This is a genomic window from Actinomadura sp. KC216 (assembly GCF_004348535.1).
Lineage (GTDB): Bacteria > Actinomycetota > Actinomycetes > Streptosporangiales > Streptosporangiaceae > Spirillospora.
Window position 1 is genome coordinate 1 of sequence record NZ_SMJX01000055.1, and the last position, 25,808, is coordinate 25,808.

The window sequence follows — 25,808 nt, forward strand, 5'->3', positions numbered from 1 at the left end:
GGGCCGGCCCCGTCCGCCGGGGCATCCGCGGTCACCGCACCATCGGCGCTCGCCGAACCGGTCGGAGCGCCGGCGTCCGCCGCGCCGTCCGGGTCCGCCGGACCTTCCGGCGCTGTCGGGCCGCTCGCGTCCGCCGGTGCGGGCGGGGGGCTCGGGGAGCGGGAGTGGGAACGGGCCGTCGAGCTGATCGGCGCGGCGGGGGAGGTGTGCCTCGCCTGCCACGTGGCGCCGGACGGCGACGCGCTCGGCTCGATGCTCGCGCTCGCGCAGGCGCTGCGCGCGATGGGCAAGCGGTGCCTGGCCTCCTTCGGGGAGCCGTTCACCGTTCCCGCGATCCTGCGGTTCCTGCCCGGCCAGGAGCTGCTGGTCGAGCCCGCGCGGATGCCCGCGGCGCCGGAGCTGATGATCTCGCTGGACGCGGCCGGGCAGTCGCGGCTCGGCGCGCTCGCCGGTGCCGCCGGCCGGGCCGGGGCGCTGATCGTGGTCGACCACCACGCGTCCAACACCGGGTTCGGCGGCGTGCGGCTCGTCGACCCGGACGCCGCCGCCACGGCGGTGCTGGTCGAGGAGCTGATCCGCAGGCTCGGCGTCCCGCTCGACCGCGACATCGCGCAGGGCCTGTACGCCGGGCTGGCGAGCGACACCGGCTCGTTCAAGTACCCGTGCACGACGCCCGAGGTCCACGACCTGGCGGGACGGCTGCTGACGGCGGGCGTCCGGCCGGAGGCGGTCAGCCGAGAGCTGTGGGACCGGGCGCCGTTCGGCTACCTCCAGGTCCTCGCGGGCGCGCTCGCGCGGGCCCGGCTGGAGCGCGACGCGGCGGGCGGCCGCGGCCTGGTCTGGACGACGATCGCGCGCTCCGACCGGGACGCCCGCGACGTCGGCTACGACCAGCTCGAAGGCGTCATCGACCAGCTCAGGCGCACCGACGAGGCCGAGGTCGCGGTCGTGTGCAAGGAGAACGACCGCGGCGAATGGTACGTGTCGACCCGCTCGAAGGGCTCGGTCGACGTCGGCCGCGCCTGCGTCGAGCTCGGCGGCGGCGGGCACCGGCTGGCCGCCGCGTTCACCATGGGCGGCGAGCCCGCCTGGATCATCGACCGGTTGCGCGCCGCGCTGCGCGTCCCCGGCGAGAGCGACTGACTTTTCGGCCTTCGACCTTTTCGGAGCGGGTGTGGAGAACTCGGGACTCGTCATCGTCGACAAGCCGTCCGGCTGGACGTCGCACGACGTCGTCGGCCGGATGCGGCGGCTCGCGAAGACCCGGCGGGTCGGGCACGCGGGCACGCTCGACCCGATGGCGACGGGCGTCCTCGTCCTCGGGATCGGCAAGGCCACCCGCCTCCTCGGTCACCTGGCGCTGACCGAAAAGGGGTACGACGCCACGATCCGGCTCGGCGTGTCGACCAACACCGACGACGCCGAAGGCGAGGTCACCGCGACCGCGTCCGCCGCGGACGTGACCGACGGGGCGCTGCGCGCGGGCGTCGCGGCGCTGACCGGGCCGATCCGGCAGGTTCCGCCGCAGGTCAGCGCCATCAAGGTGAACGGCGAGCGGGCCTACAGGATGGCGCGCAAGGGCGAGGAGGTCGAGCTCGCGGCGCGTCCGGTGACCGTGCACGACTTCGCCGTCCTGGACGTCCGGCGGCACGATGACATGATCGACATCGACGCGTCGATCGCGTGCTCGTCCGGCACCTACATCCGCGCGCTGGCCCGTGACCTGGGCGCGTCCCTCGGCTGCGGCGGCCATCTGACGGCGCTGCGCCGTACCCGCGTCGGCCCGTACGACCTGGGCATGGCGAGGACGCTCGACCAGCTCGCCGAGAAGACGGAGATCCTGCCGATGGGCGAGGCGGTCGCCGCGGTGTTCCCGCGCCGGGACGTGTCCGACGACGACGCCCGCAAGGTCGCGCACGGCGGGCGCCTCAAGGCGGCGGGGCTGGGCCCGGGCCCGGTCGGTGTCTTCGCGCCCGACGGGACGCTGCTGGCGCTCGTCGAGGAGCACGGGAGTGTCGCCAAGCCGCTCGCCGTGTTCACCTCCTGATCAGCCGCCCGGCCTGGACGGGACCCGCCGCGCGTGGCGATGATCACGGGGGAAGGCGATGCATTCCAACTTACGGTCGCGTAACCTACGATCCCGTAGGTTGTTGGTGAGGAGGTTTCCGATGACCACCGTGAACGACGGCGCGCCGGTGGCGTCCCCGACCCGTCCGCGGCTGCGCGGATGGCTGCACATAGGCGCGTTCCCCGCGGTGCTCGTCGCCGGGCTCGTGCTGGTCGCGCTCGGCCCGAGCACGCAGGCGCGGCTCGCGTCGGCGATCTACGTCGCGGCCTCGGGGATGCTGTTCGGGATCTCGGGCACCTATCACCGGCAGACCTCGCACCGGCTGCTGGAGATCCTGCGCCGCTTCGACCACGCCAACATCTACCTGATCATCGCCGGGACGTACACGCCGTTCGCCGTCCTCGCCCTGGACGGCGGCGTCCGCGTCGCCGTCCTCGCCATCGTCTGGACGGGCGCCGTCGCCGGCGTCGTCTTCCGCACGGTCTGGATCGGCGCCCCGCGCGCCCTCTACGTGACCCTCTACATCGTCCTCGGCTGGGTGGCGGTGTTGTTCCTGCCGCAGTTCCTCGACGGCGCGGGCGTCGCGGCCTGCCTCATGGTCGCGATCGGCGGCATCTGCTACAGCGTCGGCGGGGTGGTCTACGGGCTGCGCCGTCCCGACCCGTCGCCGCGCTGGTTCGGGTTCCACGAGGTCTTCCACGCCTGCACGCTCGCCGCCTACATCCTCCAGTACATCGCCGTCTCCCTGGTCGTCTACCAATCCGCCTGAACCAGGCCCACGTGTTAACCCGGGTGCCACCCTTGCGGCTCGCACATGGCACTCTTAGGAACGGCAGCAGAACCGGGCGGCCACACGACCCGGCAGGGCACGTCCTACGCAGGGAGAGCATGGTGCGGCGCTGGAATGGCCTCGACGAGGTTCCCGCGGACTGGGGCCGCTCGGTGGTCACCATCGGGGTGTTCGACGGCGTTCACCGCGGCCACCAGCGGATCGTCGGCACGGCGGCCGAGGAGGCCCGCCGCCGCGGGCTGCGGTCCGTGGTGATCACGTTCGACCCGCACCCGGACGAGGTCGTCCGGCCCGGCACCCATCCGCCGCTGCTCGCGAGCACCAGGCGCCGGATCGAGCTGCTGGAGGGGCTCGGCACCGACGCGGTCGTCGTGGTGCCGTTCACGCTGGAGCTGTCGCAGGTGCCGCCGGACGAGTTCGTCCAGTCGGTGCTGGTCGACCGGCTGCACGCGGCGCACGTCATCGTCGGCGAGGACTTCCGGTTCGGGCACAGGGCCAAGGGCGACGTGGCGCTGCTGCGGGAGCTGGGCGAGAAGTACGACTTCACCACCGAGGGCATGCCGCTGGTGGCGAACGGCGGCAGGATCTCGTCCACCTACATCCGCGGGCGGCTCGACGCGGGCGAGGTCGAGGCGGCGGCGGGGGCGCTCGGCCGCCCGCACCGCGTGGAGGGCGTCGTCGTGCGCGGGCACCAACGCGGGCGCGCGCTCGGCTTCCCCACCGCCAACCTGCAGACGCTGCCGCACACCGCGATCCCCGCCGACGGCGTCTACGCGGGCTGGCTGGTCTGCGACTCCGAGCGCTACCCCGGCTTCCGCTGGCCGGCGGCGATCTCCATCGGCACGAACCCGACGTTCGAGGGCGCGGGGGAGCGGACCGTCGAGGCGTACGCGCTGGACCGCGACGACCTCGACCTGTACGGCGAGCACATGGCCGTCGACTTCACCGACCGCATCCGCGACACGCTGAAGTTCGAGTCGGTCGACGCGCTGATCGAGGAGATGCACCGGGACGTGGCCCGCGCCCGCGAGCTCACGGCCGGGTAGAACCCGGTCGCAACCCCGGCCAGAACCCCCTGGAAAGTGCGTACCCTGTGATAACAGGGCTTTCCGCTTCGTAACCGACTGGCTTTCGGGCATGGTACGGTGAATAGTCGCCGGGAAGGGCCCCGGCGCGGCTGGCTGCACCCTCATGCGGCCCGCCACTCTCTTAAAACGCACCATGCGGACCCGCGTGCCCACGGGCCCCGGATCTGCGGGTGACGATCGCATCGAAGGAGCCACGTGTCGCTCGACACCGCCACCAAGAACAAGATCATCTCGGAGTACGCGACCACTGAGGGTGACACCGGATCGCCGGAAGTCCAGGTCGCGCTGCTCACGCGTCGGATCAACGATCTGACCGAGCACCTCAAGGAGCACAAGCACGACCACCACAGCCGCCGCGGCCTCCTGCTGCTGGTCGGCCGTCGTCGCCGCCTCCTGAAGTACCTCTCCAACAAGGACATCAACCGCTACCGGCAGCTGATCGAGCGACTCGGCCTGCGCCGCTAGCACGGTGAGGGAGTGGCCCGCCGGGCCGCTCCCTTCCTTTTTGGGCACGATGGCCGGACGGGGCGCGACGTCTCGTCCGGACGCGCCCGGGGCCCGCCCAGGGGCCGCCCGCACGGGCCGACCCTGCCGGACGGGCCGGGCACCCGGCGCGTACCGGCCGCCCGCCCACCCCGAACGGGGACGCGGAGCCGGCCGTAAAACTACAGACAAAGCCTCGCGGACACCGCTGGTGCGGGCCGGTCCTCGGTAGTGGCTTCCGGATCCGTCCCGCCGCATCGGCGGGGCTCTCGATCCGGGCGCTTCGATCGAAGACCGGCAGCGTGCAAGACCACGGGAAACGGCCGCGAGGACCGACATGGAACCCTAAGGAGGTTTCCCGTGACAGAAGCCGTGCGCATCGATGGCGCGCAGAGCACCGAGGCCGTGATCGACAACGGCACGTTCGGCACCCGGACCATCCGCTTCGAGACGGGCCGGCTGGCCCGCCAGGCGGCCGGCTCGGCCGTCGCCTACCTCGACGACGACACGATGGTGCTGTCGGCGACGACCGCGTCGAAGAAGCCGAAGGACAACCTCGACTTCTTCCCGCTGACCGTCGACGTCGAGGAGCGGATGTACGCGGCCGGGCGCATCCCCGGCTCGTTCTTCCGCCGCGAGGGCCGTCCGTCCGAGGACGCGATCCTCACCTGCCGGCTGATCGACCGGCCGCTGCGCCCGTCGTTCACCAAGGGCCTGCGCAACGAGATCCAGGTCGTCGAGACGATCATGGCGCTGCACCCCGACCACCTGTACGACGTCGTCGCGATCAACGCCGCGTCGATGTCCACGCAGCTGGCCGGGCTGCCGTTCTCCGGGCCGATCGGCGGCGTCCGCGTCGCGCTGATCGAGGGCCAGTGGGTCGGCTTCCCGACCCACCCCGAGCTGGAGAGGGCCACCTTCGACATGGTCGTCGCGGGCCGCGTCCTGCCGGACGGCGACGTCGCGATCATGATGGTGGAGGCCGAGTCCACCCGCGACACCATCAAGCTCGTCGGCGAGGGCGCCACCGCGCCGACCGAGGAGACCGTCGCGGAGGGCCTGGAGGCGGCCAAGCCGTTCATCAAGGCGCTGTGCAAGGCGCAGAGCGACCTCGCCGCCGTCGCCGCGAAGGAGACCGCCGAGTACCCGATCTTCCTGGACTACCAGGACGACGTGCTCGCCGCCGTCACCGACGCCGTGTCCGAAGACCTGGCGCAGGCGCTCACGATCGCCGGCAAGCAGGAGCGCGAGGCCCGCCTCGACGAGCTCAAGGCCGGTGTCGCGGAGAAGCTCGCCGAGACCTTCGAGGGCCGCGAGAAGGAGGTCTCCGCCGCCTACCGCGCCGTCACGAAGAAGCTGGTCCGCGAGCGGGTCATCCGCGACGGGCTGCGCATCGACGGCCGGGGCCCGAAGGACATCCGCCAGCTGACCGCCGAGGCGCACGTCATCCCGCGGGTGCACGGCTCGGCGATCTTCGAGCGCGGCGAGACGCAGATCCTCGGCGTGACGACGCTGAACATGCTCCGCATGGAGCAGATGATCGACACGCTCAACCCCGAGCGCACCAAGCGCTACATGCACAACTACAACTTCCCGCCGTACTCCACCGGCGAGACCGGCCGCGTCGGGTCGCCGAAGCGCCGCGAGATCGGGCACGGCGCGCTCGCCGAGCGGGCGATCCTCCCGGTGCTGCCGACCCGCGAGGAGTTCCCGTACGCGATCCGGCAGGTGTCGGAGGCGCTCGGGTCGAACGGATCCACCTCGATGGGCTCGGTGTGCGCGTCCACCATGTCGCTGCTGGACGCGGGCGTCCCGCTGAAGCAGATGGTGGCGGGCATCGCGATGGGCCTGATCAACGAGGGCGACGAGTACGTCACGCTGACCGACATCCTCGGCGCCGAGGACGCCTTCGGCGACATGGACTTCAAGGTCGCCGGCACCCGCGACCTGATCACCGCGCTGCAGCTCGACACCAAGCTCGACGGCATCCCCGCCTCCGTGCTGGCCGCCGCGCTGAAGCAGGCCAAGGGCGCCCGCCTGGCGATCCTGGACGTGATGCAGGAGGCCATCGAGGCGCCCGCCGAGATGAGCCCGTACGCGCCGCGGATCATCACGATCAAGGTCCCGGTCGACAAGATCGGCGAGGTCATCGGCCCCAAGGGCAAGATGATCAACTCGATCCAGGACGACACCGGCGCCGACATCACGATCGAGGACGACGGCACGATCTACGTCGGCGCCACCGACGGCCCGTCCGCCGAGGCCGCGCGGCAGGCGATCAACTCGATCGCGAACCCGCACATGCCGGAGATCGGCGAGCGGTACCTCGGCACCGTCGTCAAGACCACGACGTTCGGCGCGTTCGTGTCGCTGCTGCCCGGCAAGGACGGCCTGCTGCACGTCTCGCAGATCCGCAAGCTGCACGGCGGCGCCCGGATCGAGAACGTCGAGGACGTGATGGGCGTCGGCGAGAAGATCCAGGTGGAGGTCACCGAGATCGACCAGCGCGGCAAGCTGTCGCTGGTGCCGGTCGAGGTGATCGAGCGCGAGGCCGCCGACCGCGCCGACTCCGGCGACGGCGGTGCCCCGGCCCCCGCGTCCGCGTCCAACGGTGGCGAGGGCGACGGCGAGCGCCGCGAGCGCCGCGACGACGACGGCGAGCGCCGCCCGCGCCGCCGCCGCACCCGCCGCGGCGACGACTCCGGCCAGCGCAACTCCTGATCTCCAGGCCCATGACCGGCCGGCCGTCCCGCCCGCGGGACGGCCGGCCGGATGTTTTCAATGACGGAATGTGAGCGACACGTGACCCTGTCGGCGAGGGCGCAGGAGCCCGGCACCACCATCACGATCCACACCGACGGGGCCGGCGCTGTGCGCCGCACCGTCCTGCCCGGCGGGCTGCGGATCATCACCGAGACGATGCCGACCGTGCGCTCCGCCGCGTTCGGCATCTGGTCGGCCGTCGGGTCCCGCGACGAGGCCCCCGCCGACGCCGGTGCCAGCCACTACCTGGAGCACGTGCTGTTCAAGGGCACGAAGCGGCGGTCCGCGCTGGAGATATCCGCGACGATCGACGCGGTCGGCGGCGACCTCAACGCGTTCACCGCCAAGGAGTACACCTGCTACTACGCGCGGGTCCTGGACTCCGACCTCCCCCTCGCCGTGGACGTCGTGTCCGACATGGTCGCGGAGTCGGTGAACCGTCCCGAGGACGTCGAGGCCGAACGCGGCGTGATCCTCGAAGAGATCCACATGCGCGACGACGACCCCGGCGACCTGATCCACGACGAGTTCGCCACCGCCCTCTACGGCGACACGCCCCTCGGGCGCCCCATCCTCGGCACCGAGGACTCGATCAACGCGCTGTCCCGCGACCGCATCCACGGCTACTACCGGCAGCACTACGTCCCGTCCCAGCTGGTGGTCTCGGTGGCGGGCAACATCGACCACGACGAGGTCGTCAAGCTGGTCTCCCGGGCGTTCGCCGAGCACCTGGCCGGCGACGCCGAGCCCGCCGCGCCCCGCCTGGACGGGGCGCCCGCGCCGATCGACCCGCGCACCGCCGTGATCGACAAGGACACCGAGCAGGCCCACATCATCCTCGGCGGCGCCGGGGTGTCGCGCACCGACGACCGCCGGTTCGCGCTCGGCGTGCTGAACGCGGCGCTCGGCGGCGGCATGTCGTCCCGCCTGTTCCAGGAGATCCGGGAGAAGCGCGGCCTGGCGTACTCGGTGTACAGCTACACCGCCCAGTACGCCGACTCCGGCATCTTCGGCGTCTACGCGGGCTGCCAGCCCGCCAAGGCGGAGGAGGTCCTGTCCATCTGCCGCGACGAGCTGCACAAGGCCGCCGGCGCCGGGCTCACCGCCGAGGAGCTGGAGCGCGGCAAGGGGCAGCTGCGCGGCGCGATGGTCCTCGGCCTGGAGGACACCGGGTCCCGCATGAGCCGCATCGGCAAGAGCGAGCTCGTGTACGAGTCGCTGCTGCCCGTGGACGAGGTCCTGGCCCGCATCGAGGCCGTCACGCTGGACGACGTCCGCGCCATCGCCACCGACGTCCTCGCCGCCCCCCAGGCCCTGACGGTCATCGGCCCGGTAGGAGACCGCGACTTCGCCGCCTGATGCCCCCTTGCCAACCGGACTGAGGTCCGTTAATCTCCGAGGCAAGTAACCGGACTCTAGTCCGTATGCCTTCGGAGAGGAATCCCCATGTCCCGCCTGCTGCACATCTCCGCGTCGCCCCGGGGCGACGCGTCCGAGTCCCTCGCGCTCGCTGGCGCGTTCCTCGACGCCTACCGCGAGACCCACGGCGACCCTGTTGGTGACCATGACCTGGTGGACCACCACGACCTCTGGGACGGCACGCTCCCCGAGTTCGGCCCCGCCGCGGCCGCCGCCAAGATGGCCGTCTTCGCGGGCGACGAGCCGACCGGCGAGCAGGCCGACGCCTGGCGGGCCGCGCGCCGCGTCTTCGAGCGCTTCGACTCCTACGACCGCTACCTGTTCAGCGTGCCCATGTGGAACACGAACGTCCCGTACATCCTCAAGCAGTTCATCGACGTCGTCTCGCAGCCCGGCTGGGTATTCAGCTTCGACCCCACCCGGGGCTACACGGGACTCCTCCAGGGCAAGAAGGCAGCCGTCCTGTACACCAGCGCCGTGTACGGCGAGGGCCGTCCGCCCGCGTTCGGCGCCGACCACCAGATGCCGTTCCTGGACGGCTGGCTGCGCTGGGCCGGGATCACCGACATCAGCACGGTCGCGTTCCGCCCCAACCTCGCCACCGCCGACGCCGAGACGGGACGCCGCGCCGCGCACGCCGAGGCACGCGAACTCGGCAAGCGCTTCTGACGATAGGCTCGGCCCCACGCCTACCGGGAGGAACACGTGATCAAGGTCGGGGTGCTGGGCGCGCGCGGGCGCATGGGGTCCGAGGTGTGCCGGGCCGTGCAAGGGGCCGGCGACATGGAGCTGGTCGCCGCCGTCGACCAGGACGACCCGCGCGACGCGCTGACCGCCGCCGAGGTCGTCGTCGACTTCACCCACCCCGCCGTCGTCATGGACAACCTCCAGTGGTGCGTCGAGCACGGCCTGCACGCGGTCGTCGGCACCACCGGGTTCGACCCGTCCCGGCTCGACACCGTCCGCTCCTGGCTGACGGACGAGTCGTCCGGCAACGTCATCATCGCGCCGAACTTCGGCATCGGCGCAGTGCTGATGATGCACTTCGCGCAGAAGGCGGCCCCGTTCTTCGAGTCCGTCGAGATCGTCGAGACGCACCACCCGAACAAGGCGGACGCCCCGTCCGGCACCGCCTACCGCACCGCCGAACTGGTCGCCGCGGCCCGCGCCGAGGCCGGCGTGTCCCCGTCCCCGGACGCCACCACGTCCGAGGTGGACGGGGCCCGCGGCGCCGACGTGGACGGCGTCCGCGTCCACGCCGTCCGCCTCTCCGGCGCCGTCGCGCACCAGCAGGTCGTCCTCGGCGGTCACGGCGAGCTGTTCACCATCCGCCACGACTCGATGGACCGCGCGTCCTTCATGCCGGGCGTCCTCCTCGCCGTCCGCCGCATCCCCGACCTCGACCGCCTCACCCTCGGCATCGAGTCCCTCCTCGGCCTGTGACCGACGTCCACCCGGCCGCACCATCCGATCACGGCCGCTTCCACCGCCCCCTCCCATAGCGGTCAGCCGAGGGCGGTGACGTCCAGGGCGGCCAGGCGGGTCGGGTCGGCGAGGATGTCGATGGCGGCGATCCTGCCGTCCACGATCGTGAAGGACAGGACGGAGCGCGCCTGGCCGTCCACGACGCCGACCACACCGGCGGCGCCGTTGACCAGTGCCGGGCGGGCCCTGCCGCCGACTCCGCGGAACAGGAGCGCCTGACCGGCGACCGCCTCCGCGCCGTGCACCACGGTCAGTTCGGCGGCGCCGGTGTCGGCGCGCAGGACGACGTCGGGGTCCAGGACGGCGACGAGGGCCTCGAAGTCGCCGCCCTGCGCCGCGGCCTGGAACGCCTGGACGACCTCGCGCTGGCGGGCCGGGTCGCGTTCGGGGACGGGCGCGGCGCCCCGCACCCGGCGGCGGGCGCGGCTGGCGAGCTGGCGCGCGGCGGCGGGGGAGCGTCCGACGATCGGGGCGATGTCCTCGAACGGGACGGCGAAGGTGTCGTGCAGGACGAACGCGAGCCGCTCGGCGGGCGTGAGCGACTGGAGCACCACCAGCAGCGCCAGGCCGACCGAGTCGGCCATCAGCGCCTCCTGCTCGGGATCGAGGCCGGACTCCGGGCCGATGACCGGGTCCGGGAGGCGTTCCTCCAGCGGGTCCTCGCGGCGCGCGGTGCGGGAGCGCAGCATGTCGAGGCACACGCGCCCGACGACGGTGGTCAGCCAGCCGCCCAGGTTGCCGATGGCGCCGGCGTCGGAGCGGCTGAGCCGGAACCACGATTCCTGGACGGCGTCGTCCGCCTCGGCGAGCGAGCCGAGCATCCGGTAGGCGACCGCCCTGAGACGCACGCGGTGCTTCTCGAACTCGTCCGCCAGGAACTCGCGCTCGTCCATCGACACCTCTCTCGTCGGTCCACGTCATAGGACTGACGTAGCGGGCGGGCGAGATGTGACGCGGCCGCCGGACTTTCCGGGGACGGGGGCTTGTCAAAGCTAATGGCGTTAGCTAGCTTATTGGCTAATGAGATTAGCCAACTGGAGGTCGTCATGATCCGCCGAGTCGCCGTCACCGCCGTCGCCCTTCCGCTCGCCGCCGCCGGCGGGCTGCTCGCCTGGGGCGAGCTCGCCCCGCGCGAGGTCAGCAGCAGCATCGAGATCGCCGCGTCCGCCGACGAGGTCTACGGGATCGTCACCGACTTCGGCAGCTACCCGCAGTGGAACCCGTTCATCGTCAAGGCCGAGGGCGAGCCGGAGGAGGGCGCGCGGCTCCAGAACGTCCTGCGCGACACCGACGGCGGCACGATGACGTTCGCCCCGAAGGTCCTCAAGGCCGAGCCCGGCCGCGAGCTGCGCTGGATCGGGCGCATGTGGATCCCCGGGATCGTGGACGGCGAGCACTACTTCCGGATCGAGCCGGCCGGGAACGGGCGCGTCCGGCTCACCCAGGGCGAGCGCTTCTCCGGGGCCCTCGTCCCGGTCGCGGGCGGGCAGCTCGACATGGAGGACGAGTTCGCGGCGATGAACGCCGCGGTCAAGGCCCGCGCCGAAAGCGCCTGAACCCTGCTTACCGTGGGGCGGACGGGGTCGCGAAGCCGTGTTTGTTGAACAGCTTCTGTGCGGCCGGGGTGGCCAGCCACGAGATGAACGCGTTCGCGGCGTCCTCGTGGTCGCCGTCCTGGACGGCCGCCGCGGGGAAGGCCGCGGTGACGTTCACGTCCGCCGGGATGGGCACGCTGCTCGCCGCGACGCCCGCCGAGCGCAGATCGGTGACGTACACGATGCCCGCGTCCGCCTCGCCGGAGCGCACCCGGTCCAGGACGGCCCGCGCGCTGATCTCCTCCGAGCTCCACCGGACGGTCAGGCCCGCGTTCGCGAACACCTGGCGGGTGTAGCGGCCCACCGGGACGGTCCCGGCGCCGACCGCGATCCGCAGGCCCGGCCGGGTCAGGTCGCTCAGGCGGCGGATGCGCCGGGGGTTGCCGGGGCCGACGGCGATGGTCAGCGAGGTCCGCGCGACGATCCGGGGCGGACCCGCCAGGTATTCCTTGGCCTCGTTCATGCTGGCGGTGTCCGCCGTCAGAAGCACGTCGGCCGGATCGTGGTCGGACAGCCGGTCGGCCATGTCGGGCGCGGCGCCGTACTCGAACCGGAGCCTGACGCCGGGCTCCTCCTGGGCGTACGCTGTGCCGATCTCGTCGGACACCTCCGTCAGCGACGTGGCGGCCAGGACGGTGAGCGTCGCCGGGCCGGACGAGCCGCCGCAGCCCGCGCCGAGGCCGGGGACGGCGAGCGCGGCGAGCAGCGCGGACGCGCGGAACCGCCGCCGACGGGGGGAATCGGGCATATGGCTTCATCCTACGGTTGCGGGGGATGCGCTCCCGGGATTCGGCCCTGGCGTGTCAGTGCCGCGCACTAATGTTTGGCCCGACCGGAGATCACGTTCTCGGAGGCCCGACGATGTCCCTCGACCTGATGGAAATGCTGCCCGGCGACTGGCGGGAGCGGCTCGACCCGCTGCTCGACCCGATCGCCACCGCCGCGCTGGGAGCGTTCGTCGCGGGGGAGTACGCCGCCCAGACCGTCTACCCGCCGCAGGACGACCTGTTCAACGCGTTCCGGCACTGCCCGTTCGACGGCGCCCGCGTCCTGATCCTCGGCCAGGACCCCTACCACGGGCCCGGCCAGGCGCACGGGCTCAGCTTCAGCGTGCGCGACGGCGTGCGCCTGCCGCCGTCCCTGCGCAACATCTACAAGGAGCTGGCCACCGACCTTGACGTGCCGGTCGCGACGTCCGGCGACCTCACCCGCTGGGCCGACCAGGGCGTGCTGCTGCTGAACGCGGTGCTGACCGTGCGCGGCGGCGAGGCGGGCTCGCACGCGGGCAAGGGCTGGGAAGACTTCACCGACGCTGCGATCCGGGCGCTGAACGACAAGACCGAGCGTGTGGTGTTCGTCCTCTGGGGCGCCTACGCCCGCAAGAAGGCCCGGCTCATCACCGGGCCGCAGCACACCGTGATCGAGTCGGCGCATCCGAGCCCGCTCAGCGCGAAGAAGTTCTTCGGGACGCGCCCGTTCAGCGCCGTGAACAAGGCGCTCGTGGACGCCGGCCGCCCAGAGATCAACTGGGGGGCGGCGGCCGCACAGGACGGCTGAGGCTCCGCTCACCCCTGCGGGGGAGGTGCGGGGGCGGTTTCACCCGGTGGCGGGAAGTGGCGCGGGGCCGGTCCGCGCCATCGTCGGGGGCATGACCGTTTCAGTTCTCACCGGGAGGGCGCCCGTCACGGGCGCCGGGCCGGGGCGGCTCCGGCTGGGGGTGTGCGCGGCGACCGTCGCGGCGTGCGTCCCCTACCTCGGCCTCAAGATCGCGTGGTTGTCCGGCAGCACGGTCGGGTGGAACGACACGGAGGCGGCCAAGGAGTCCGCGCTCTACGTCGGCAACGCGATCACCCTGGGCATGGACGCGATCGCCGTGGTGGTCGTCCTGGCGTTCACGTTCCGCTGGGGCCTGCGCGTCCCGGCGTGGCTGGTGCTGACGCCGATGTGGATCGGCGCCGGGCTGCTCGCGCCGATCGCGCTGGCCGTCCCGCTCGGTGCCCTGGTGCAGACGCTGTTCTCGTCCGAGCCGCTCACCGCGTCCGACAGCGCGCTCCAGGGATGGGTGTTCGGCGTCGTGTACACGGGCTTTGCCTTGCAGGGGGTCGGGCTGCTGACCGCCTTCGTGCTGTACGCGCGGGGAAGGTGGCCGGACGTCTTCGCCGTCCGGACCAAGGACGTCGCCAAGGGCGCGACGCATGCGCTGCAGGTGCTCCTGGCGAGGACGGCGGGGGTGTTCGCCGCCGCCTTCGCGGCCGTGCAGCTCTACTGGGCGTTCGGCGGGACGGCCGGGATCCGCGCCGAACAGCTCGACGACCGGGGCGCCGTCCAGCAGCTCGCCGACGGTGTGATGGGCCTGATGGCGCTGGCGGGCGCGGTGGCGCTGCTCGCGATCGTCCGGCGGGCGGGCCGTCCGGAGCGGTTCGCGGTGCCGCTGGCGGGGGTGTGGATCGGCGCGGGCGCCACGTTCGCCTGGTCGTTCTACCGGCTGATCACGCTGCTGAGCCAGCCGGAGTTCCTCGACTCGGGCTCGTCCAGCGCCCTGAACCTGACGACCCTCAGCGGGCTGCTCGCCGGGCTCCTCATGGGCGTCACCGGCGCCGTCCTGCTCGCTGAGCGCGACGCCGGCGTTCAGAGCGCCAGGCCGACCGCCAGCAGGACGCCGTAGGCGATCTGGAGCCGGCCGGTCTCGCCCAGCACGGGGATCAGGGCGGGGCCGGCCGCACCGCCCAGCACCTTCTGCGTCGGCGGCAGCGACAGCGGCGCGGCGAGCAGCGCGATCAGCGCCCACGGATGCGGGGCCGCCAGCACCAGGACGATCATGAACGGCAGCGCGGTGCACGCCGCGTAGAGCAGGCGCGTCCAGCGGTCGCCGAGCACGACGGCGAGGGTCCGCTTCCCGGCCTCGCGGTCGGTGGGGATGTCGCGCAGGTTGTTCGCGACGAGCAGCCCGCAGGCCAGCATCCCGATCGGCACCGCCGCCGCCCACGCCTCCCACGGCAGGCCCTCGACCTGGACGTACACGGTCCCGACGACGGCGACGAGGCCGAAGAAGACGAACACCGACACCTCGCCCAGCGCGCGGTACCCGTACGGCGTCTTGCCGCCCGTGTAGAACCAGGCCGCGAGGATCGCGAACGCGCCGACGAGCAGCAGCCACCAGGTCGTCACGGCGGCGAGCGCGAGCCCGGCGACGGCGGCGGCGAGGAAGCAGCCGAGCGCGGCGGCGAGGACCTGCTTCGGCGGCGCGACCTTCGACCCGACGAGGCGGAGCGGGCCGACGCGGTCCTCGTCGGTGCCGCGGACGCCGTCGCTGTAGTCGTTGGAGTAGTTCACGCCGATCTGCAGGACGAGCGCGACGATCGCGGCGAGCACCGCGCGCCACCAGACCGCACCGCCCTCACCGGCGGCGACGCCGGTGCCGACGACGACGGGGACGAGGGACGCGGGCAGGGTGCGGGGCCGGGATCCGGCGACCCATTGGGAGAGCGTGGCCACAGTTACCGCTTGTTCTCGTGGGGCGACAGGGGGACTATCCCTTCGATTCTTGCCGATGAAGATCAGAGGTGGGGCGCAGGCGCATCGATACGGCGAGCCCCAGGGCCAGGATCGCGGCGGTGGTGAGGGCGGCGTGCCTGGTCGCGATGGCGAGGCTCGCGTCGGCGGCGCGGGCCTCGGCGGCCCGTGCGGGCGTGCCGTGCAGCTCGCGACCGTAGGTCCCGGCGCTCTCGCGCAGGTCGCGCGCGACGGCGGCGCGCTCGGCCGGTGGGAGCGCGGAGGCGGCGAGCCGTTCGGTCATCGCGTGGCCGAGGCTCGTCGCGAACACCGTCCCGATGGCGGCGACGCCGAGCGCGGCGCCCACCTGGCGGGCCGTGGACTGCGTGCCGGACGCCTGGCCCGCCCGCGCCTGCGGGACGTCCGCCAGCGACACGTTCGTCAGTTGCGCCGACGTCAGCCCGAGGCCCAGCCCGTACAGCAGCATCCACGGCGCGAGCCCGAGCCCGCCGGTGGACGCCGACACCGTGACGCCGAGCGCGAGGACCGCGCCGACCTCCAGCGCCATGCCGATCTGCACGGCCCAGTGCGCGCCGTGCCGGTTGGCGAGCCTGCCCGCGTACCCGCCGGACAGGAACGCGCCCGCGGCGAGCGGCAGGATCGCGACGCTGATCTCCAGCGGGTTCGTGCCGTGCACGCCGAGCAGGAACAGCGGCAGGACGAACAGCAGCCCCAGCTCCCCGACGTTGATCAGGGCGGACGCGAGGTTCCCGCGGCGGAAGTTCGGGATGCGGAACAGGTCGAGGTCGAGCAGGACGGAGCGTCCCGCCGCCGCCCTGGACCGTTCTACGGCGACGAGCGCCGCGAGCAGCACCGCGCCCAGGGCCAGGACGACCGGGACGGGCGACAGTCCCGACTCCGGCCAGTCGAACCCGGCGACCGAGAACGGGCGCGTCGGAGCCCACCAGCCGTACGTCTGGCCCTCGATGATCCCGAACACCAGCGCGCCGAGCCCGAGCGTGGACAGCAGCCCGCCCGGCCAGTCGGCACCGCGCCGCGCCTTCGGCGGGTGCGGCTGCCGGGTCTCGGGCAGCAGCCACAGCGCGCCCGCGATCAGCGCGGCGCCGAGCGGCAGGTTGATCCCGAACGCCCACCGCCAGCCGCCGCCGGTGGCGAGCGCGCCGCCGGCGAGGGGCCCGAGCGCCGCCATGCCGCTGATCATCGAGCCCCAGATCCCGAACGCGACGGCCCGGTCCCGCCCGGTGAACACGGCGTTCACCGTCGACAGCGTCGCCGGCAGGACCATCGAGGCGCCGACGCCCTGGAGCGCGCGTGCGCCGATCAGCGCCGCGCCGCCGCCCGCGAGCGCGGCACCGGCGCTCGCGACCGTGAACACCGCCACGCCGAGCACGAACATCCGCCGCCGCCCGAACAGGTCGCCCGCGCGCCCGAACGGGATCAGCAGCGCGGCGAACACCAGCGCGTAGACCGAGGTGACCCATTCGGCGCCGGTCGTCGTGAGGCCCAGGTCGGTGACGATCCGCGGGAGCAGGACGCCCACGATCGTGGCGTCCACCACGATCAGCGAGACGCCCAGGCTGATGACGGCCATGCCGAGCCAGCGGCGCCGTCCGGGGGCGGGCTCCGCGGGCGCGGGCACGCGCGGCGGCGTCAGGAAGGTGGACTCGGGCACGGCTTCAAAGATATGGGCGGGGCGCACGGGGCCCGCACCGCCCCCTGGTCAACAGGTCAGCCGGTGGTGTCGCTGATGTCGGTGTGCAGGCGGATCTGCCGGACGGGCTCGCCCATGTCGAGCGTGCGGGCCGTGCCGTCGGGGGCCCAGCCTGCCGAGCCGAGGAACGTGCGCGTGACCTCGTCGTCCTCGAACGTCCAGGTGATCAGGGTGGCGAAGCCGTCCTCGCGGAGCAGGTCGGCGGTCGCGGCGAGCAGCCGGCTGCCGTGCCCGGCGCGGGCGTGCATCGGGTCGACCAGCAGCGTGATCAGCTCGGCGGTGCCGGCCGGGTCGAGGTCGGGGTCTTCGGCCGGGGCGTGCGCCGCGAACCCGACGACGAGATCGGACGCCACGGCGACGAGCAGCCGGTGCCGCGGGCTCGGCGGCGCGGTGGCCGCCTCCCTCCACTTCTCGCGCCACACCTCCCGCGCGGCGGGCCCGGTCACCTCGGCGAGGACGCCGGCGGGCAGCAGGTCGCGGTAGCCCTGCCGCCAGGCCCGCACCTGGATGTCGGCGACGGCGGCGGCGTCCGCCCGCCGCGCGGGCCGCACTCCGACATCGGCCATGGCGTGGCACGTCCTCTCCGTCCGGGATCATCGCCCACCCTAGGCCCCCCGGACGCGGTCAGGCCCGGCGGCGGGCCCGGTAGGCGCGGGTCTTGGTGCGGTTTCCGCAGACGCTCATCGAGCACCAGGCGCGCGACCGGTTCTTGGACGTGTCGAGGAACGCCCAGCGGCAGGTGTCCTCCTGGCAGACCTTCAGGCGGGGCCAGGTCCCGGCGGTGACCGAGTCGATGATCGCGGCGGCGAGACGGGCCAGCCCGGCGGCGGCCGTGCCGGGCGGATCGAGCGGGACGAGGCCCGGACGCGGCCCGGTGAGCGTGACCCGCAGCGGCAGCGCGGCGAGGGCGTCGTCCAGGTCGTCGGGGAAGCCGGCTTCGCGCGGCCCGTGATGGGCGGGCCCCTGGTGTGCCGACAGGGCCTCGCGGAGACCCTCGCGGAGCGCGATGGCGGTGGTCAGGTCGGTTCCGGACGCCCGCGCCGCCTCCGGGACGAGCCCGCGCCCGGCCAGCCACGCCGCGAGCCGCTCGGGTGTCGCCAGCTCGTCCTCGGCGGCGTCGACGTTCAGCGTGTTGACGAAGTCCCTGAGCAGCGTCGCGGGGTCATCCTGAGCCTCGGCCATCACCCCTCCTGCCTGTCCGCGCGCAGTCTACCAACGTCCGACACCGGCATACTCATTTTACCGGTTGCATCTCCGCGACACCAGCGTTAGTGTTTAGATGGTGTCAATCAACGGGAGGACGATCATGAACGCGCTGCCGTACCTCGCCGGGCCGGCCACGCGGCACGCATGGGCCGAGCGTGAGTACGCCCGGCTCCAGGCCGACATCGTCGAAGCGACCCTCATCGCCCGCGCCCGGTCGGCCGGCCGCGGCAGGCGGATCCGCCGCTGGCTCCTCGACGGGGTCCCCGACCGGATCGGCGCCCGGCGGCACCGCCGCCACCCGGCGTCGCCCGTGGCCGGATGCAGGCGGGCCGCCGGGCGCTCCGCCCGCTCGGCGCACGCGCTGCGGACGGCCGAGGGGGTGCGATGAGCGGCATCACACCGACCGTGACCACCGTCGTGTTCGACTGCACCGACCTGGACGCCATGGCGGCGTTCTGGGGCGGGCTGCTCGGCATGAAGACGACCTCGCGCGAGGACGACTGGCTCGACCTGGAGCCGCTCGCGGGCGACGGCCCGGTGCTGGCGTTCCAGCTCGTCCCCGAAGCGAAGGCGATCAAGAACCGGGTGCATCTCGACCTGGACGTCCCCGACATCCACGCGGCGGGGGAGCGGGCGCGGCGGCTCGGCGCGACGCCCGCCGGCGAGCCGATGGGGAACCCGCGGACACCCTTCCAGGTCTGGCGCGACCCTGAGGGTAACGAATTCTGCTTCTGTACCGCTTCAGGAATGTAGGACTGTGCTGAGGCGCCGGACACCCTCCGCCAGTTCGGGCTCCGAGGCCGCCGTCCCATAGCTGATTCGCAGGTACGGGCCGGGGGCTTCGGCGGGGAAGAACGGCCGCCCTGCGCTGACCAGCACACCGGAGCGCAGGGCGGCCTCCGCCAGCGCCGTGTCGTCCACGCCGTCGGGGAGCCGCGCCCACACGTGCAGGCTGCCGTCCGGGCGGTTCACGCGCAGCTCGGGCAGGTCGCGGGCGAACGCGGTCAGGAGCGCGTCGCGGCGCGACCGCAGCGCCGCGCGGACGGCGCTCAGATGCCGCGGCCAGCCCGGCGAGCTGACCAGTTCGAGCAGCGCCTCCTGCAAGGGCCTGGCCGGGAAGAACTCCTCCACGAGCTGCGTCGCGCGGATCCGCTCGGCGACCGGGCCGCGCGCGATGACCGCCGCGACCCGCAGGCTCGGCGCGGTGGCCTTGGTCAGGGACGCGATGTGCACCACCCGCCCGTCGGTGTCCTGCGCGATCAGCGGCGGCGGGGGCGGGGCGATGCCGAGATGCCGCGCGAAGTCGTCCTCGATCACGAACGCGCCCGCCGCCCGCGCCACCTCCAGCACCTGCCCGCGCCGCTCGCCGCTCAGCACGGTGCCGGTCGGGTTGTGGAAGGTCGGCTGGCTGTAGAAGGCGCGCGCGCCGGTCATCGCGAACGCCTCGGCGAGCAGGTCGGGACGGACGCCGTCCGCGTCCACCGGGACGGGCACCGGATGCAGCCCGCTCGCCCGCGCGACCGCGAGGACGCCCAGGTACGTCGGCGACTCGACCAGCAGGGGCGCGCCCGGCGGGAGCAGCGCCCGCAGGACCGTCGTCAGCGACTGCTGCCCGCCGCTGGTGATCACCACGTCGGCGGGGGAGACGGCGCCGCCGACCGCCCGGGCGAACCAGGCGCGCAGCTCGGGCATCCCGCCGAGCCGGGGCATCTCCCAGGCGTCGGGGCGCCGGGCCGCCCGCGCCATCGCCGCCGCGAGCGCCCGCGCCGGCTGGAGCGTCGGATGCAGGTAGCCGCCGCTGAGCGCGATCACGCCCTCCGGCGGCGGGGTGAGCAGCCACGTGATCCCGGCCGCCTCGACGAACCGGTCGCCGAGCGCCACCGCCTGCCAGCCGAGGTCGGCGGGTTCGGCCGGGGCCGCGCGGCGCCCGGCCGCGAACGCGCCGCTGCCCGGCCGCGTCACCACGAGCCCCTCGGCCGCCAGCACGGCCAGCGCCCGCGACACCGTCACGGGGCTGACCCGGTGCCGCTCGACCAGGCTCCGGCTGGACGGGAGCCGCTCCCCGGCGCTCATCCGGTGGACGTCGGCACGCAGCGCGTCGGCCAGCGCCGCAACACTGCTATCGTGTTTCATGAGGACTCAGGATAGCGCTACTGCCCCCGCGTCGATAGCGGACACCGGCTCCGGACGGGGCCTCTGGCTCGCCGCCATCGGCGTCCTGATCTACTCCCTCACCCTCCCCAGCACGGTCCTGGGGCTGGACGGGCTCGACCCGTACCTCATCGGCGTCGGCCGCGCCGCCGCCGCGAGCGTCCTCGCCGCCGCCGTCCTGCTCGCGGTCCGGGCGCCCCTCCCGCGCCGCGACCAGCTGGCGGGGTTCGCGGTCGTCGTCGGCGGCGTCGTCTTCGGGTTCCCGGTGCTCTCCACGCTCGCGCTCGACCACGGCGCCTCGTCCGCCCACTCGGCCGTCGTGGTCGGGCTGCTGCCCGCCGTCACCGCCGTGTTCGGCGTGCTGCGCGCGGGGGAGCGGCCGTCCGGCGCGTTCTGGCTGGCCGGCGCGGCCGGCGCGGTCTGCGTCACCGGGTTCGCGCTGATCCGCGGCGCGGGCCACTTCACCGCCGCCGACCTGCTGCTGTTCGGCGCGCTGATCACCTGCGCGGCGGGCTACACCGAGGGCGCGCGCCTCGCCCGCGACATGCCAGGCTGGCGGGTCATCTCCTGGGCGCTCGTGCTGGCCGCGCCGATCACCGTCCCGGTGACCGTCTGGCTGCTCGCGACGACCGGCCCCGACTGGACGGGACGCGCCACCCTCGGCTTCGCCTACGTCGCCGCCTTCTCCGCCTACATCGGCTTCTTCGCCTGGTACGAGGGCCTGGCACGGGCCGGGATCGCGCGCGCCAGCCAGGTCCAGCTCGCCCAGCCGGTCATGACCCTGCTCTGGTCGGGGCTCCTCCTCGGTGAGCGGATCGACGCCACGACCGCGCTGGCCGCCGTCGCCGTGCTGGTCTGCGTGGCCCTCACCCAGCGCACCCGCGTCGACCGGTCGCCGGACGCCGTCCGGACCCCGACGCCCCCGCGCCCACCGCGCACGATGGAACAGGGGAGCGCCACGCGCCGGTGACTGCCGGGCGCCGTCCGGAGTGCCCGCGCCTCCGGGGCCGAGGTCACCTGATCGACCCCGAAGACATCGTTTCCGTGCCTCGCGTCAGTCCTTGACGATCTGGGCGAGGAGGGTGACGACCCCCACGCCCACCCCGATGGGGATCGCGAACCGCGGAGCGGCGGCGGTCAGGGCGCCCGCGCCGACCGCCACAAGGATGATCACCAGGGCGCGGGTGCTGATCAGAGGTCTCGGTTCGGCCTGATCCGGTCGTACTCGCATGTCGGCTCGACCTCCATCCCGTTGGACGGGTGAGAACCCGGCGGCTTCGGTCGAGAACCGTGGGCCACGTCGCCGAGCCGCCTGGTCATCACAGGGTTCCCCCGATGTCAACGGCCGCCGCGCGCGGCGCGCGAACACGTCCCAATCCTGATCGTTTCATGGGCGGCGGCTGGCCGCGACCAGGGCGAACCGAGGGACGGCGCGTCCGATCCGCCGGAAAGATCCGGGATCATTGCGGGGTGGTGAAGAGTGTGCGGGGTCGTGGTGTGCTGGGCGGATTGCTGCGCTGGACGGGCTGGGCCGCGGCCTACGTGCTCGGGCTGGTGGCGCTCGTGTTCGGCGGGGCATGGGTGTGGTGGCAGCAGGAGCCGGAGGCGCGCGGCACCGAGGCGAACGCGCTGTGGGCCCGGCACCAGTGGGTCGGCGAGCCGCACACCGACGCCGAGTACCGCGCCCTCGGAGAACTGCTGAAGCGGAACCGCATCACCGACGTGTTCTTCCACACCGGCCCCTTCGAGGCGGACGGCACCGTCCCCGCCCACAAGTACCGCTACGCCAAGCAGCTGATCGAGGCCGTCCGCAAGTACGCGCCGGGCGTGCGCGCGCAGGCGTACCTGGGGCAGATCCGGATGGTGGAGGGCCACGGCGTCATCGAGCTGGACGATCCCGCCGTCCGCGCGCGGGTGCTCAGGACCGACGCGATCTTCCTCGACCTCGGGTTCGACGGCATCCACTACGACTTCGAGCCGATCTACCCCGACGACGCCGCGTTCATGACGCTCATGAAGGCGACCAGCGAACTGACCCGCTCCCGGGGCAGGCTGCTGTCGGTGGCGCTGGAGCAGCAGACGCTCATGGACGAGGCCCAGCCCGTCTACAAGGCACTGCTCCCGCGCACCGGCAGGCACCACTACCCGCCCCGCCCGACCGAGGACTTCCTGCGCGACGTCGCCGGCCTCGCGGACCAGGTCGCGATCATGACCTACGACGTGTCGCTGCCGACCAGGTCCCTCGCCGGATGGCACTTCGCCCGGCACACCCGCACCACGCTGGAGCTCATCGGCGACCGCGCCACGGTGTTCATGGGCGTCCCCACCTACCGCCCCCTCATGGACTGGGCGGAGGAACTGGAGGTCGCGCTGCGGGGGGTCCGGCGCGGGATCGACGACCTGAAACGTCCGCCCAAGCGCCCGTTCGGCGTCGGCGTCTACGCGGACTGGACGACCGACCCGGACGAGTGGGCCCGCTACCGCTCCGCCTGGCTGCCCCGGACGGCGGAGACCGCGGGAGGCTGAGCCCTGCCGCCTCCGAACCTCCCCGCGATAACGGAACGGTCCCAATCGTCGCCGCAGTGGGATACCCGCACGTCGGGCCGCCGGGGATGACCGAGGGGTCACGTTACGCAACCGAGTCCGGGAAGTCGCCGGACTGACCCCGTAACGCCGCATTTGCGTGCCACGATGTGGAGGTGGAGCCGCCGCCACGCGTACCCCCGAGCGTGTGGCGGCGGCTTCCTCCATGCCGCGTTCCAGACCGCGCCCCCTCCCGTGCTCGACGCCGCGTCCGGTAACGCCTCCGCATGCCCTGGATCTCAGCTTGGACCTGCGGGTCCACCTGGCGCGGCGGGAACGGTACCGTTCGATGCATGGCACCCAGCACAACACCTGACGCTCCGTTCGGGAGGATGCTGACCGCGATGGTCACCCCGTTCCGGCCGGACGGCGGCGTCGACTACGACGGCGCCGCGCGCCTCGCGACCCACCTGGTCGACGAGCGGCGCCACGACGGCCTGGTCGTCAACGGGACGACCGGCGAGTCGCCGACGACGAGCGACGAGGAGAAACAGCAGCTTCTGCGGGTGGTCATCGACGCGGTCGGCGACCGCGCCGTGATCGTCGCCGGTGCCGGGACCAACCACACCGAGCACACCCTGAAACTCGCGCGGCAGGCCGAGGCCGCCGGCGCGCACGGGCTGCTCGTGGTGACGCCGTACTACAACAAGCCCCCGCAGGAGGGCCTCGTCCGCCACTTCACGGCGGTGGCCGACGCGACGGGCCTGCCCGCCATGCTCTACGACATCCCGGGGCGCGCCGGGGTGCCGATCGAGAACGACACGCTGATCCAGCTCGCCGAGCACCCGCGGATCGTCGCCGTCAAGGACGCCAAGGGCGACCTGTTCGGCGCGTCCAGGGTCATGGCGGAGACCGACCTCGTCTGGTACTCCGGCGACGACAACCTGAACCTGCCGTGGCTGTCGGTCGGCGCGGCCGGGTTCGTCAGCGTGGTGGGCCACGTCGTCGGCCCCGAGCTGCATGAGATGATCGAGGCCTACCGTGCCGGCGAGCACGCGCGGGCGCTGCAGATCCACCGGCGGCTGCTGCCCGTGGTCGCCGCCATCATGACCCGTACGCAGGGCGCCATCGCCGTCAAGGCAGCGCTGAACCTGCTCGGCCTGCCCGGCGGCGGCCCGCTCCGCGCGCCGCTCGTGGAGGCCACGCCGGAGTTCGCCGCGCGCCTGCGAGAAGACCTCACGATAGGGGGAGTCAAAGTGCCTGAGGTCGCCATCCCGGAGGTCACCCGGTGAGTCATCCTCACCCGGAGCTGTCGGATCCGCCCGCGCCGCCCAAGGGCGGGCTGCGCATCGTCGCGCTCGGCGGGCTGGGGGAGATCGGCCGCAACATGACGGTGTTCGAGCAGGACGGCCGCCTGCTCGTCGTCGACTGCGGCGTCCTGTTCCCCGAGACCGAGCAGCCCGGCGTCGACCTGATCCTGCCCGACTTCGAATACATCAGGGACCGCCTGGACGACATCGAGGCCGTCATCCTCACGCACGGCCACGAGGACCACATCGGCGCCGTCCCGTACCTGCTGCGCGAGCGCCGCGACGTCCCGCTCGTCGGCTCGAAGCTGACGCTCGCGCTGATCGAGGCCAAGCTCACCGAGCACCGCATCAAACCCGTGACCGACGTGGTCGTGGAGGGCGAGCGGCGGGTGCTCGGCCCGTTCGACGTCGAGTTCCTCGCCGTCAACCACTCGATCCCCGACGCGCTCGCCATCGCGATCCGCACGCCCGCCGGTCTCGTCCTGCACACCGGCGACTTCAAGATGGACCAGCTTCCGCTGGACGGCCGGCTCACCGACCTGCCCGGCTTCGCGCGGCTCGGCGCCGAGGGCATCGACCTGCTGATGTCCGACTCGACCAACTCCGAGGTGCCCGGGTTCGTCACCAGCGAGCGCAACATCGGCCCTGTGGTGGACGAGGTGTTCCGCACCGCGCAGGAGCGGCTGATCGTCGCCTGCTTCGCCTCGCACATCCACCGCGTCCAGCAGGTCCTGGACGCCGCCGTCGCCAACGGCCGCAAGGTCTGCTTCGTCGGCCGGTCGATGGTCCGCAACATGGGCGTCGCGCGCGAGCTCGGCTACCTCAGCGTCCCCGACGACATCATGGTCGACCAGAAGGACCTGGACGACATCCCCGGCGACCGCCTCGTCCTGGTGTGCACCGGGTCGCAGGGCGAGCCGATGTCGGCGCTGTCGCGGATGGCGAACCGCGACCACTCGATCCGGATCACCGAGCGCGACACGGTGATGCTCGCGTCCTCGCTGATCCCGGGGAACGAGAACGCCGTCAACCGCGTCATCAACGGGCTGACCCGGTGGGGGGCGCGCGTCGTCCACAAGGGGAACGCGCTGGTGCACGTGTCCGGGCACGCCTCCGCGGGCGAGCTGCTGTACGTGCTGAACGTCACCAAGCCCGCCAACTTCATCCCGATCCACGGCGAGTGGCGGCACCTGCGCGCGCACGCCAAGCTCGCCGCGCTCACCGGCGTCCCGGAGGACGGCATCGTCATCGCCGAGGACGGCGTCGTCGTCGACCTCGTGGACGGGCGCGCCCGCATCGTCGGCGCCGTCCCCGCCGGCTACGTGTACGTGGACGGCCTGTCGGTCGGCGAGGTCACCGAGACCTCGCTGAAGGACCGGCGGATCCTCGGCGAGGAGGGCTTCGTGTCCATCGTCGTCGGGATCGACTCCACGTCCGGCAAGCTCGTCGCCGGGCCCGAGGTGCACGCCCGCGGCGCCGGCATCGTCAACGAGGACTTCGACGAGGTCATCGAGCGGATCGAGGAAGTGCTGCGGGACGCGGCCGGCGACGGCGTGAACGACCTGCACCAGATCAATCAGCTCATCCGCCGCACCGTCGGGAAATGGGTCAGCGACAACTACCGCCGCCGCCCGATGATCGTCCCGGTGGTCGTGGAGGTCTAGCCCGGGGAAGCCCGGTACCGGGACGGCGGGCGCGCGTCA

At 73.0% G+C, this 25,808-nt stretch carries 26 protein-coding genes; 18 read left to right on the top strand and 8 right to left on the bottom strand.

Annotation, left to right across the window (positions count from 1 at the left end; all coding sequences use genetic code 11):
- From E1264_RS12370 to dapB, 9 genes are all read left to right on the top strand, one after another.
- The coding region (locus tag E1264_RS12370) for a bifunctional oligoribonuclease/PAP phosphatase NrnA (protein ID WP_132172803.1) at window positions 1-1,143 on the top strand (1,143 nt) is incomplete at its 5' end.
- A 31-nt stretch (window positions 1,144-1,174) separates the two neighbouring features.
- The gene (gene truB / locus E1264_RS12375) at window positions 1,175-2,047 is read left to right on the top strand and encodes a tRNA pseudouridine(55) synthase TruB (protein WP_132172804.1); all 873 of its coding nucleotides are present in this window, start codon (window positions 1,175-1,177) and stop codon (window positions 2,045-2,047) included.
- A 121-nt stretch (window positions 2,048-2,168) separates the two neighbouring features.
- On the top strand, window positions 2,169-2,837 hold the full coding sequence (locus E1264_RS12380) for a hemolysin III family protein (RefSeq protein WP_132172806.1): 669 nt from the start codon (window positions 2,169-2,171) through the stop codon (window positions 2,835-2,837).
- A 122-nt stretch (window positions 2,838-2,959) separates the two neighbouring features.
- Window positions 2,960-3,904 (top strand): bifunctional riboflavin kinase/FAD synthetase, encoded by a 945-nt coding sequence (locus E1264_RS12385; RefSeq protein WP_132172860.1) that lies wholly within the window; start codon window positions 2,960-2,962, stop codon window positions 3,902-3,904.
- A gap of 237 nt (window positions 3,905-4,141) precedes the next feature.
- On the top strand, window positions 4,142-4,411 hold the full coding sequence (gene rpsO / locus E1264_RS12390) for a 30S ribosomal protein S15 (RefSeq protein WP_067884254.1): 270 nt from the start codon (window positions 4,142-4,144) through the stop codon (window positions 4,409-4,411).
- A 396-nt stretch (window positions 4,412-4,807) separates the two neighbouring features.
- Window positions 4,808-7,150, top strand: a complete 2,343-nt coding sequence (locus E1264_RS12395) for a polyribonucleotide nucleotidyltransferase (protein WP_132172862.1) — start codon at window positions 4,808-4,810, stop codon at window positions 7,148-7,150.
- An 81-nt stretch (window positions 7,151-7,231) separates the two neighbouring features.
- Window positions 7,232-8,551 (top strand): pitrilysin family protein, encoded by a 1,320-nt coding sequence (locus E1264_RS12400; RefSeq protein WP_243710889.1) that lies wholly within the window; start codon window positions 7,232-7,234, stop codon window positions 8,549-8,551.
- A gap of 87 nt (window positions 8,552-8,638) precedes the next feature.
- The gene (locus E1264_RS12405) at window positions 8,639-9,280 is read left to right on the top strand and encodes an NAD(P)H-dependent oxidoreductase (RefSeq protein WP_132172810.1); all 642 of its coding nucleotides are present in this window, start codon (window positions 8,639-8,641) and stop codon (window positions 9,278-9,280) included.
- Between the two features lie 36 nt (window positions 9,281-9,316).
- A complete protein-coding gene (gene dapB, locus E1264_RS12410; RefSeq protein ID WP_132172812.1) occupies window positions 9,317-10,054 on the top strand; it encodes a 4-hydroxy-tetrahydrodipicolinate reductase in 738 nt (245 codons plus the stop codon).
- A gap of 62 nt (window positions 10,055-10,116) precedes the next feature.
- Here dapB and E1264_RS12415 read toward each other — a convergent pair whose 3' ends face one another.
- Window positions 10,117-10,989 carry a sigma-70 family RNA polymerase sigma factor gene (locus tag E1264_RS12415; RefSeq protein ID WP_132172814.1) on the bottom strand — a complete coding sequence of 291 codons (873 nt, stop codon included), beginning with the start codon at window positions 10,987-10,989 and terminating at the stop codon, window positions 10,117-10,119.
- 153 nt (window positions 10,990-11,142) lie between these two features.
- Here E1264_RS12415 and E1264_RS12420 point away from each other — a divergent pair, with 153 nt between their 5' ends.
- Entirely contained in the window at window positions 11,143-11,652 is a 510-nt protein-coding gene (locus E1264_RS12420) for an SRPBCC domain-containing protein (protein ID WP_132172816.1), read from the top strand.
- Window positions 11,653-11,659: 7 nt separating this feature from the next.
- Here the strand turns inward: E1264_RS12420 and modA are convergent, their stop codons facing one another.
- Window positions 11,660-12,439, bottom strand: coding sequence for a molybdate ABC transporter substrate-binding protein (gene modA / locus E1264_RS12425; protein WP_132172818.1), 780 nt, complete (start codon window positions 12,437-12,439; stop codon window positions 11,660-11,662).
- A 113-nt stretch (window positions 12,440-12,552) separates the two neighbouring features.
- On the opposite strand from modA, the gene E1264_RS12430 reads away from it, so the two are divergent.
- Window positions 12,553-13,248 carry a uracil-DNA glycosylase gene (locus E1264_RS12430; RefSeq protein ID WP_132172820.1) on the top strand — a complete coding sequence of 232 codons (696 nt, stop codon included), beginning with the start codon at window positions 12,553-12,555 and terminating at the stop codon, window positions 13,246-13,248.
- A gap of 91 nt (window positions 13,249-13,339) precedes the next feature.
- Window positions 13,340-14,356 (top strand): hypothetical protein, encoded by a 1,017-nt coding sequence (locus E1264_RS12435; RefSeq protein ID WP_132172822.1) that lies wholly within the window; start codon window positions 13,340-13,342, stop codon window positions 14,354-14,356.
- Here the strand turns inward: E1264_RS12435 and E1264_RS12440 are convergent.
- Genes E1264_RS12440 through E1264_RS12455 form a run of 4 tightly spaced genes read right to left on the bottom strand, consistent with a single transcriptional unit; the run spans window position 14,320 to window position 18,097 of the window.
- Window positions 14,320-15,186 carry a 1,4-dihydroxy-2-naphthoate polyprenyltransferase gene (locus E1264_RS12440; protein WP_132172824.1) on the bottom strand — a complete coding sequence of 289 codons (867 nt, stop codon included), beginning with the start codon at window positions 15,184-15,186 and terminating at the stop codon, window positions 14,320-14,322. The genes E1264_RS12435 and E1264_RS12440 overlap by 37 nt on opposite strands.
- Before the next feature lie 34 nt (window positions 15,187-15,220).
- Window positions 15,221-16,876 (bottom strand): MFS transporter, encoded by a 1,656-nt coding sequence (locus tag E1264_RS12445; RefSeq protein WP_243710890.1) that lies wholly within the window; start codon window positions 16,874-16,876, stop codon window positions 15,221-15,223.
- Window positions 16,877-16,932: 56 nt separating this feature from the next.
- Window positions 16,933-17,481, bottom strand: a complete 549-nt coding sequence (locus E1264_RS12450) for a GNAT family N-acetyltransferase (protein WP_132172826.1) — start codon at window positions 17,479-17,481, stop codon at window positions 16,933-16,935.
- A gap of 58 nt (window positions 17,482-17,539) precedes the next feature.
- On the bottom strand, window positions 17,540-18,097 hold the full coding sequence (locus tag E1264_RS12455; RefSeq protein WP_132172828.1) for a CGNR zinc finger domain-containing protein: 558 nt from the start codon (window positions 18,095-18,097) through the stop codon (window positions 17,540-17,542).
- 124 nt (window positions 18,098-18,221) lie between these two features.
- On the opposite strand from E1264_RS12455, the gene E1264_RS12460 reads away from it, so the two are divergent.
- Together E1264_RS12460 and E1264_RS12465 are read left to right on the top strand one after the other, a co-directional pair.
- Entirely contained in the window at window positions 18,222-18,509 is a 288-nt protein-coding gene (locus tag E1264_RS12460) for a hypothetical protein (protein ID WP_132172830.1), read from the top strand.
- A complete protein-coding gene (locus tag E1264_RS12465; RefSeq protein WP_132172832.1) occupies window positions 18,506-18,874 on the top strand; it encodes a VOC family protein in 369 nt (122 codons plus the stop codon). The genes E1264_RS12460 and E1264_RS12465 overlap by 4 nt, the downstream gene beginning before the upstream one ends.
- Here the strand turns inward: E1264_RS12465 and E1264_RS12470 are convergent.
- Complete coding sequence (locus E1264_RS12470; RefSeq protein WP_132172834.1) at window positions 18,863-20,254, bottom strand: PLP-dependent aminotransferase family protein; 1,392 nt, start codon at window positions 20,252-20,254, stop codon at window positions 18,863-18,865. The two genes, E1264_RS12465 and E1264_RS12470, sit on opposite strands and share 12 nt — an antisense overlap.
- On the opposite strand from E1264_RS12470, the gene E1264_RS12475 reads away from it, so the two are divergent.
- On the top strand, window positions 20,253-21,242 hold the full coding sequence (locus E1264_RS12475) for a DMT family transporter (RefSeq protein ID WP_132172836.1): 990 nt from the start codon (window positions 20,253-20,255) through the stop codon (window positions 21,240-21,242). The two genes, E1264_RS12470 and E1264_RS12475, sit on opposite strands and share 2 nt — an antisense overlap.
- An 84-nt stretch (window positions 21,243-21,326) precedes the next feature.
- Here E1264_RS12475 and E1264_RS43315 read toward each other — a convergent pair whose 3' ends face one another.
- On the bottom strand, window positions 21,327-21,503 hold the full coding sequence (locus E1264_RS43315) for a hypothetical protein (protein ID WP_165964141.1): 177 nt from the start codon (window positions 21,501-21,503) through the stop codon (window positions 21,327-21,329).
- Window positions 21,504-21,742: 239 nt separating this feature from the next.
- On the opposite strand from E1264_RS43315, the gene E1264_RS12480 reads away from it, so the two are divergent.
- From E1264_RS12480 to E1264_RS12490, 3 genes are all read left to right on the top strand, one after another.
- Window positions 21,743-22,798 carry a hypothetical protein gene (locus E1264_RS12480; protein ID WP_243710891.1) on the top strand — a complete coding sequence of 352 codons (1,056 nt, stop codon included), beginning with the start codon at window positions 21,743-21,745 and terminating at the stop codon, window positions 22,796-22,798.
- 350 nt (window positions 22,799-23,148) lie between these two features.
- The gene (gene dapA / locus E1264_RS12485; RefSeq protein WP_132172838.1) at window positions 23,149-24,087 is read left to right on the top strand and encodes a 4-hydroxy-tetrahydrodipicolinate synthase; all 939 of its coding nucleotides are present in this window, start codon (window positions 23,149-23,151) and stop codon (window positions 24,085-24,087) included.
- The gene (locus E1264_RS12490; protein WP_132172840.1) at window positions 24,084-25,769 is read left to right on the top strand and encodes a ribonuclease J; all 1,686 of its coding nucleotides are present in this window, start codon (window positions 24,084-24,086) and stop codon (window positions 25,767-25,769) included. Before dapA ends, E1264_RS12490 begins: the two co-directional genes overlap by 4 nt.
- Window positions 25,770-25,808 lie beyond the last annotated feature (39 nt).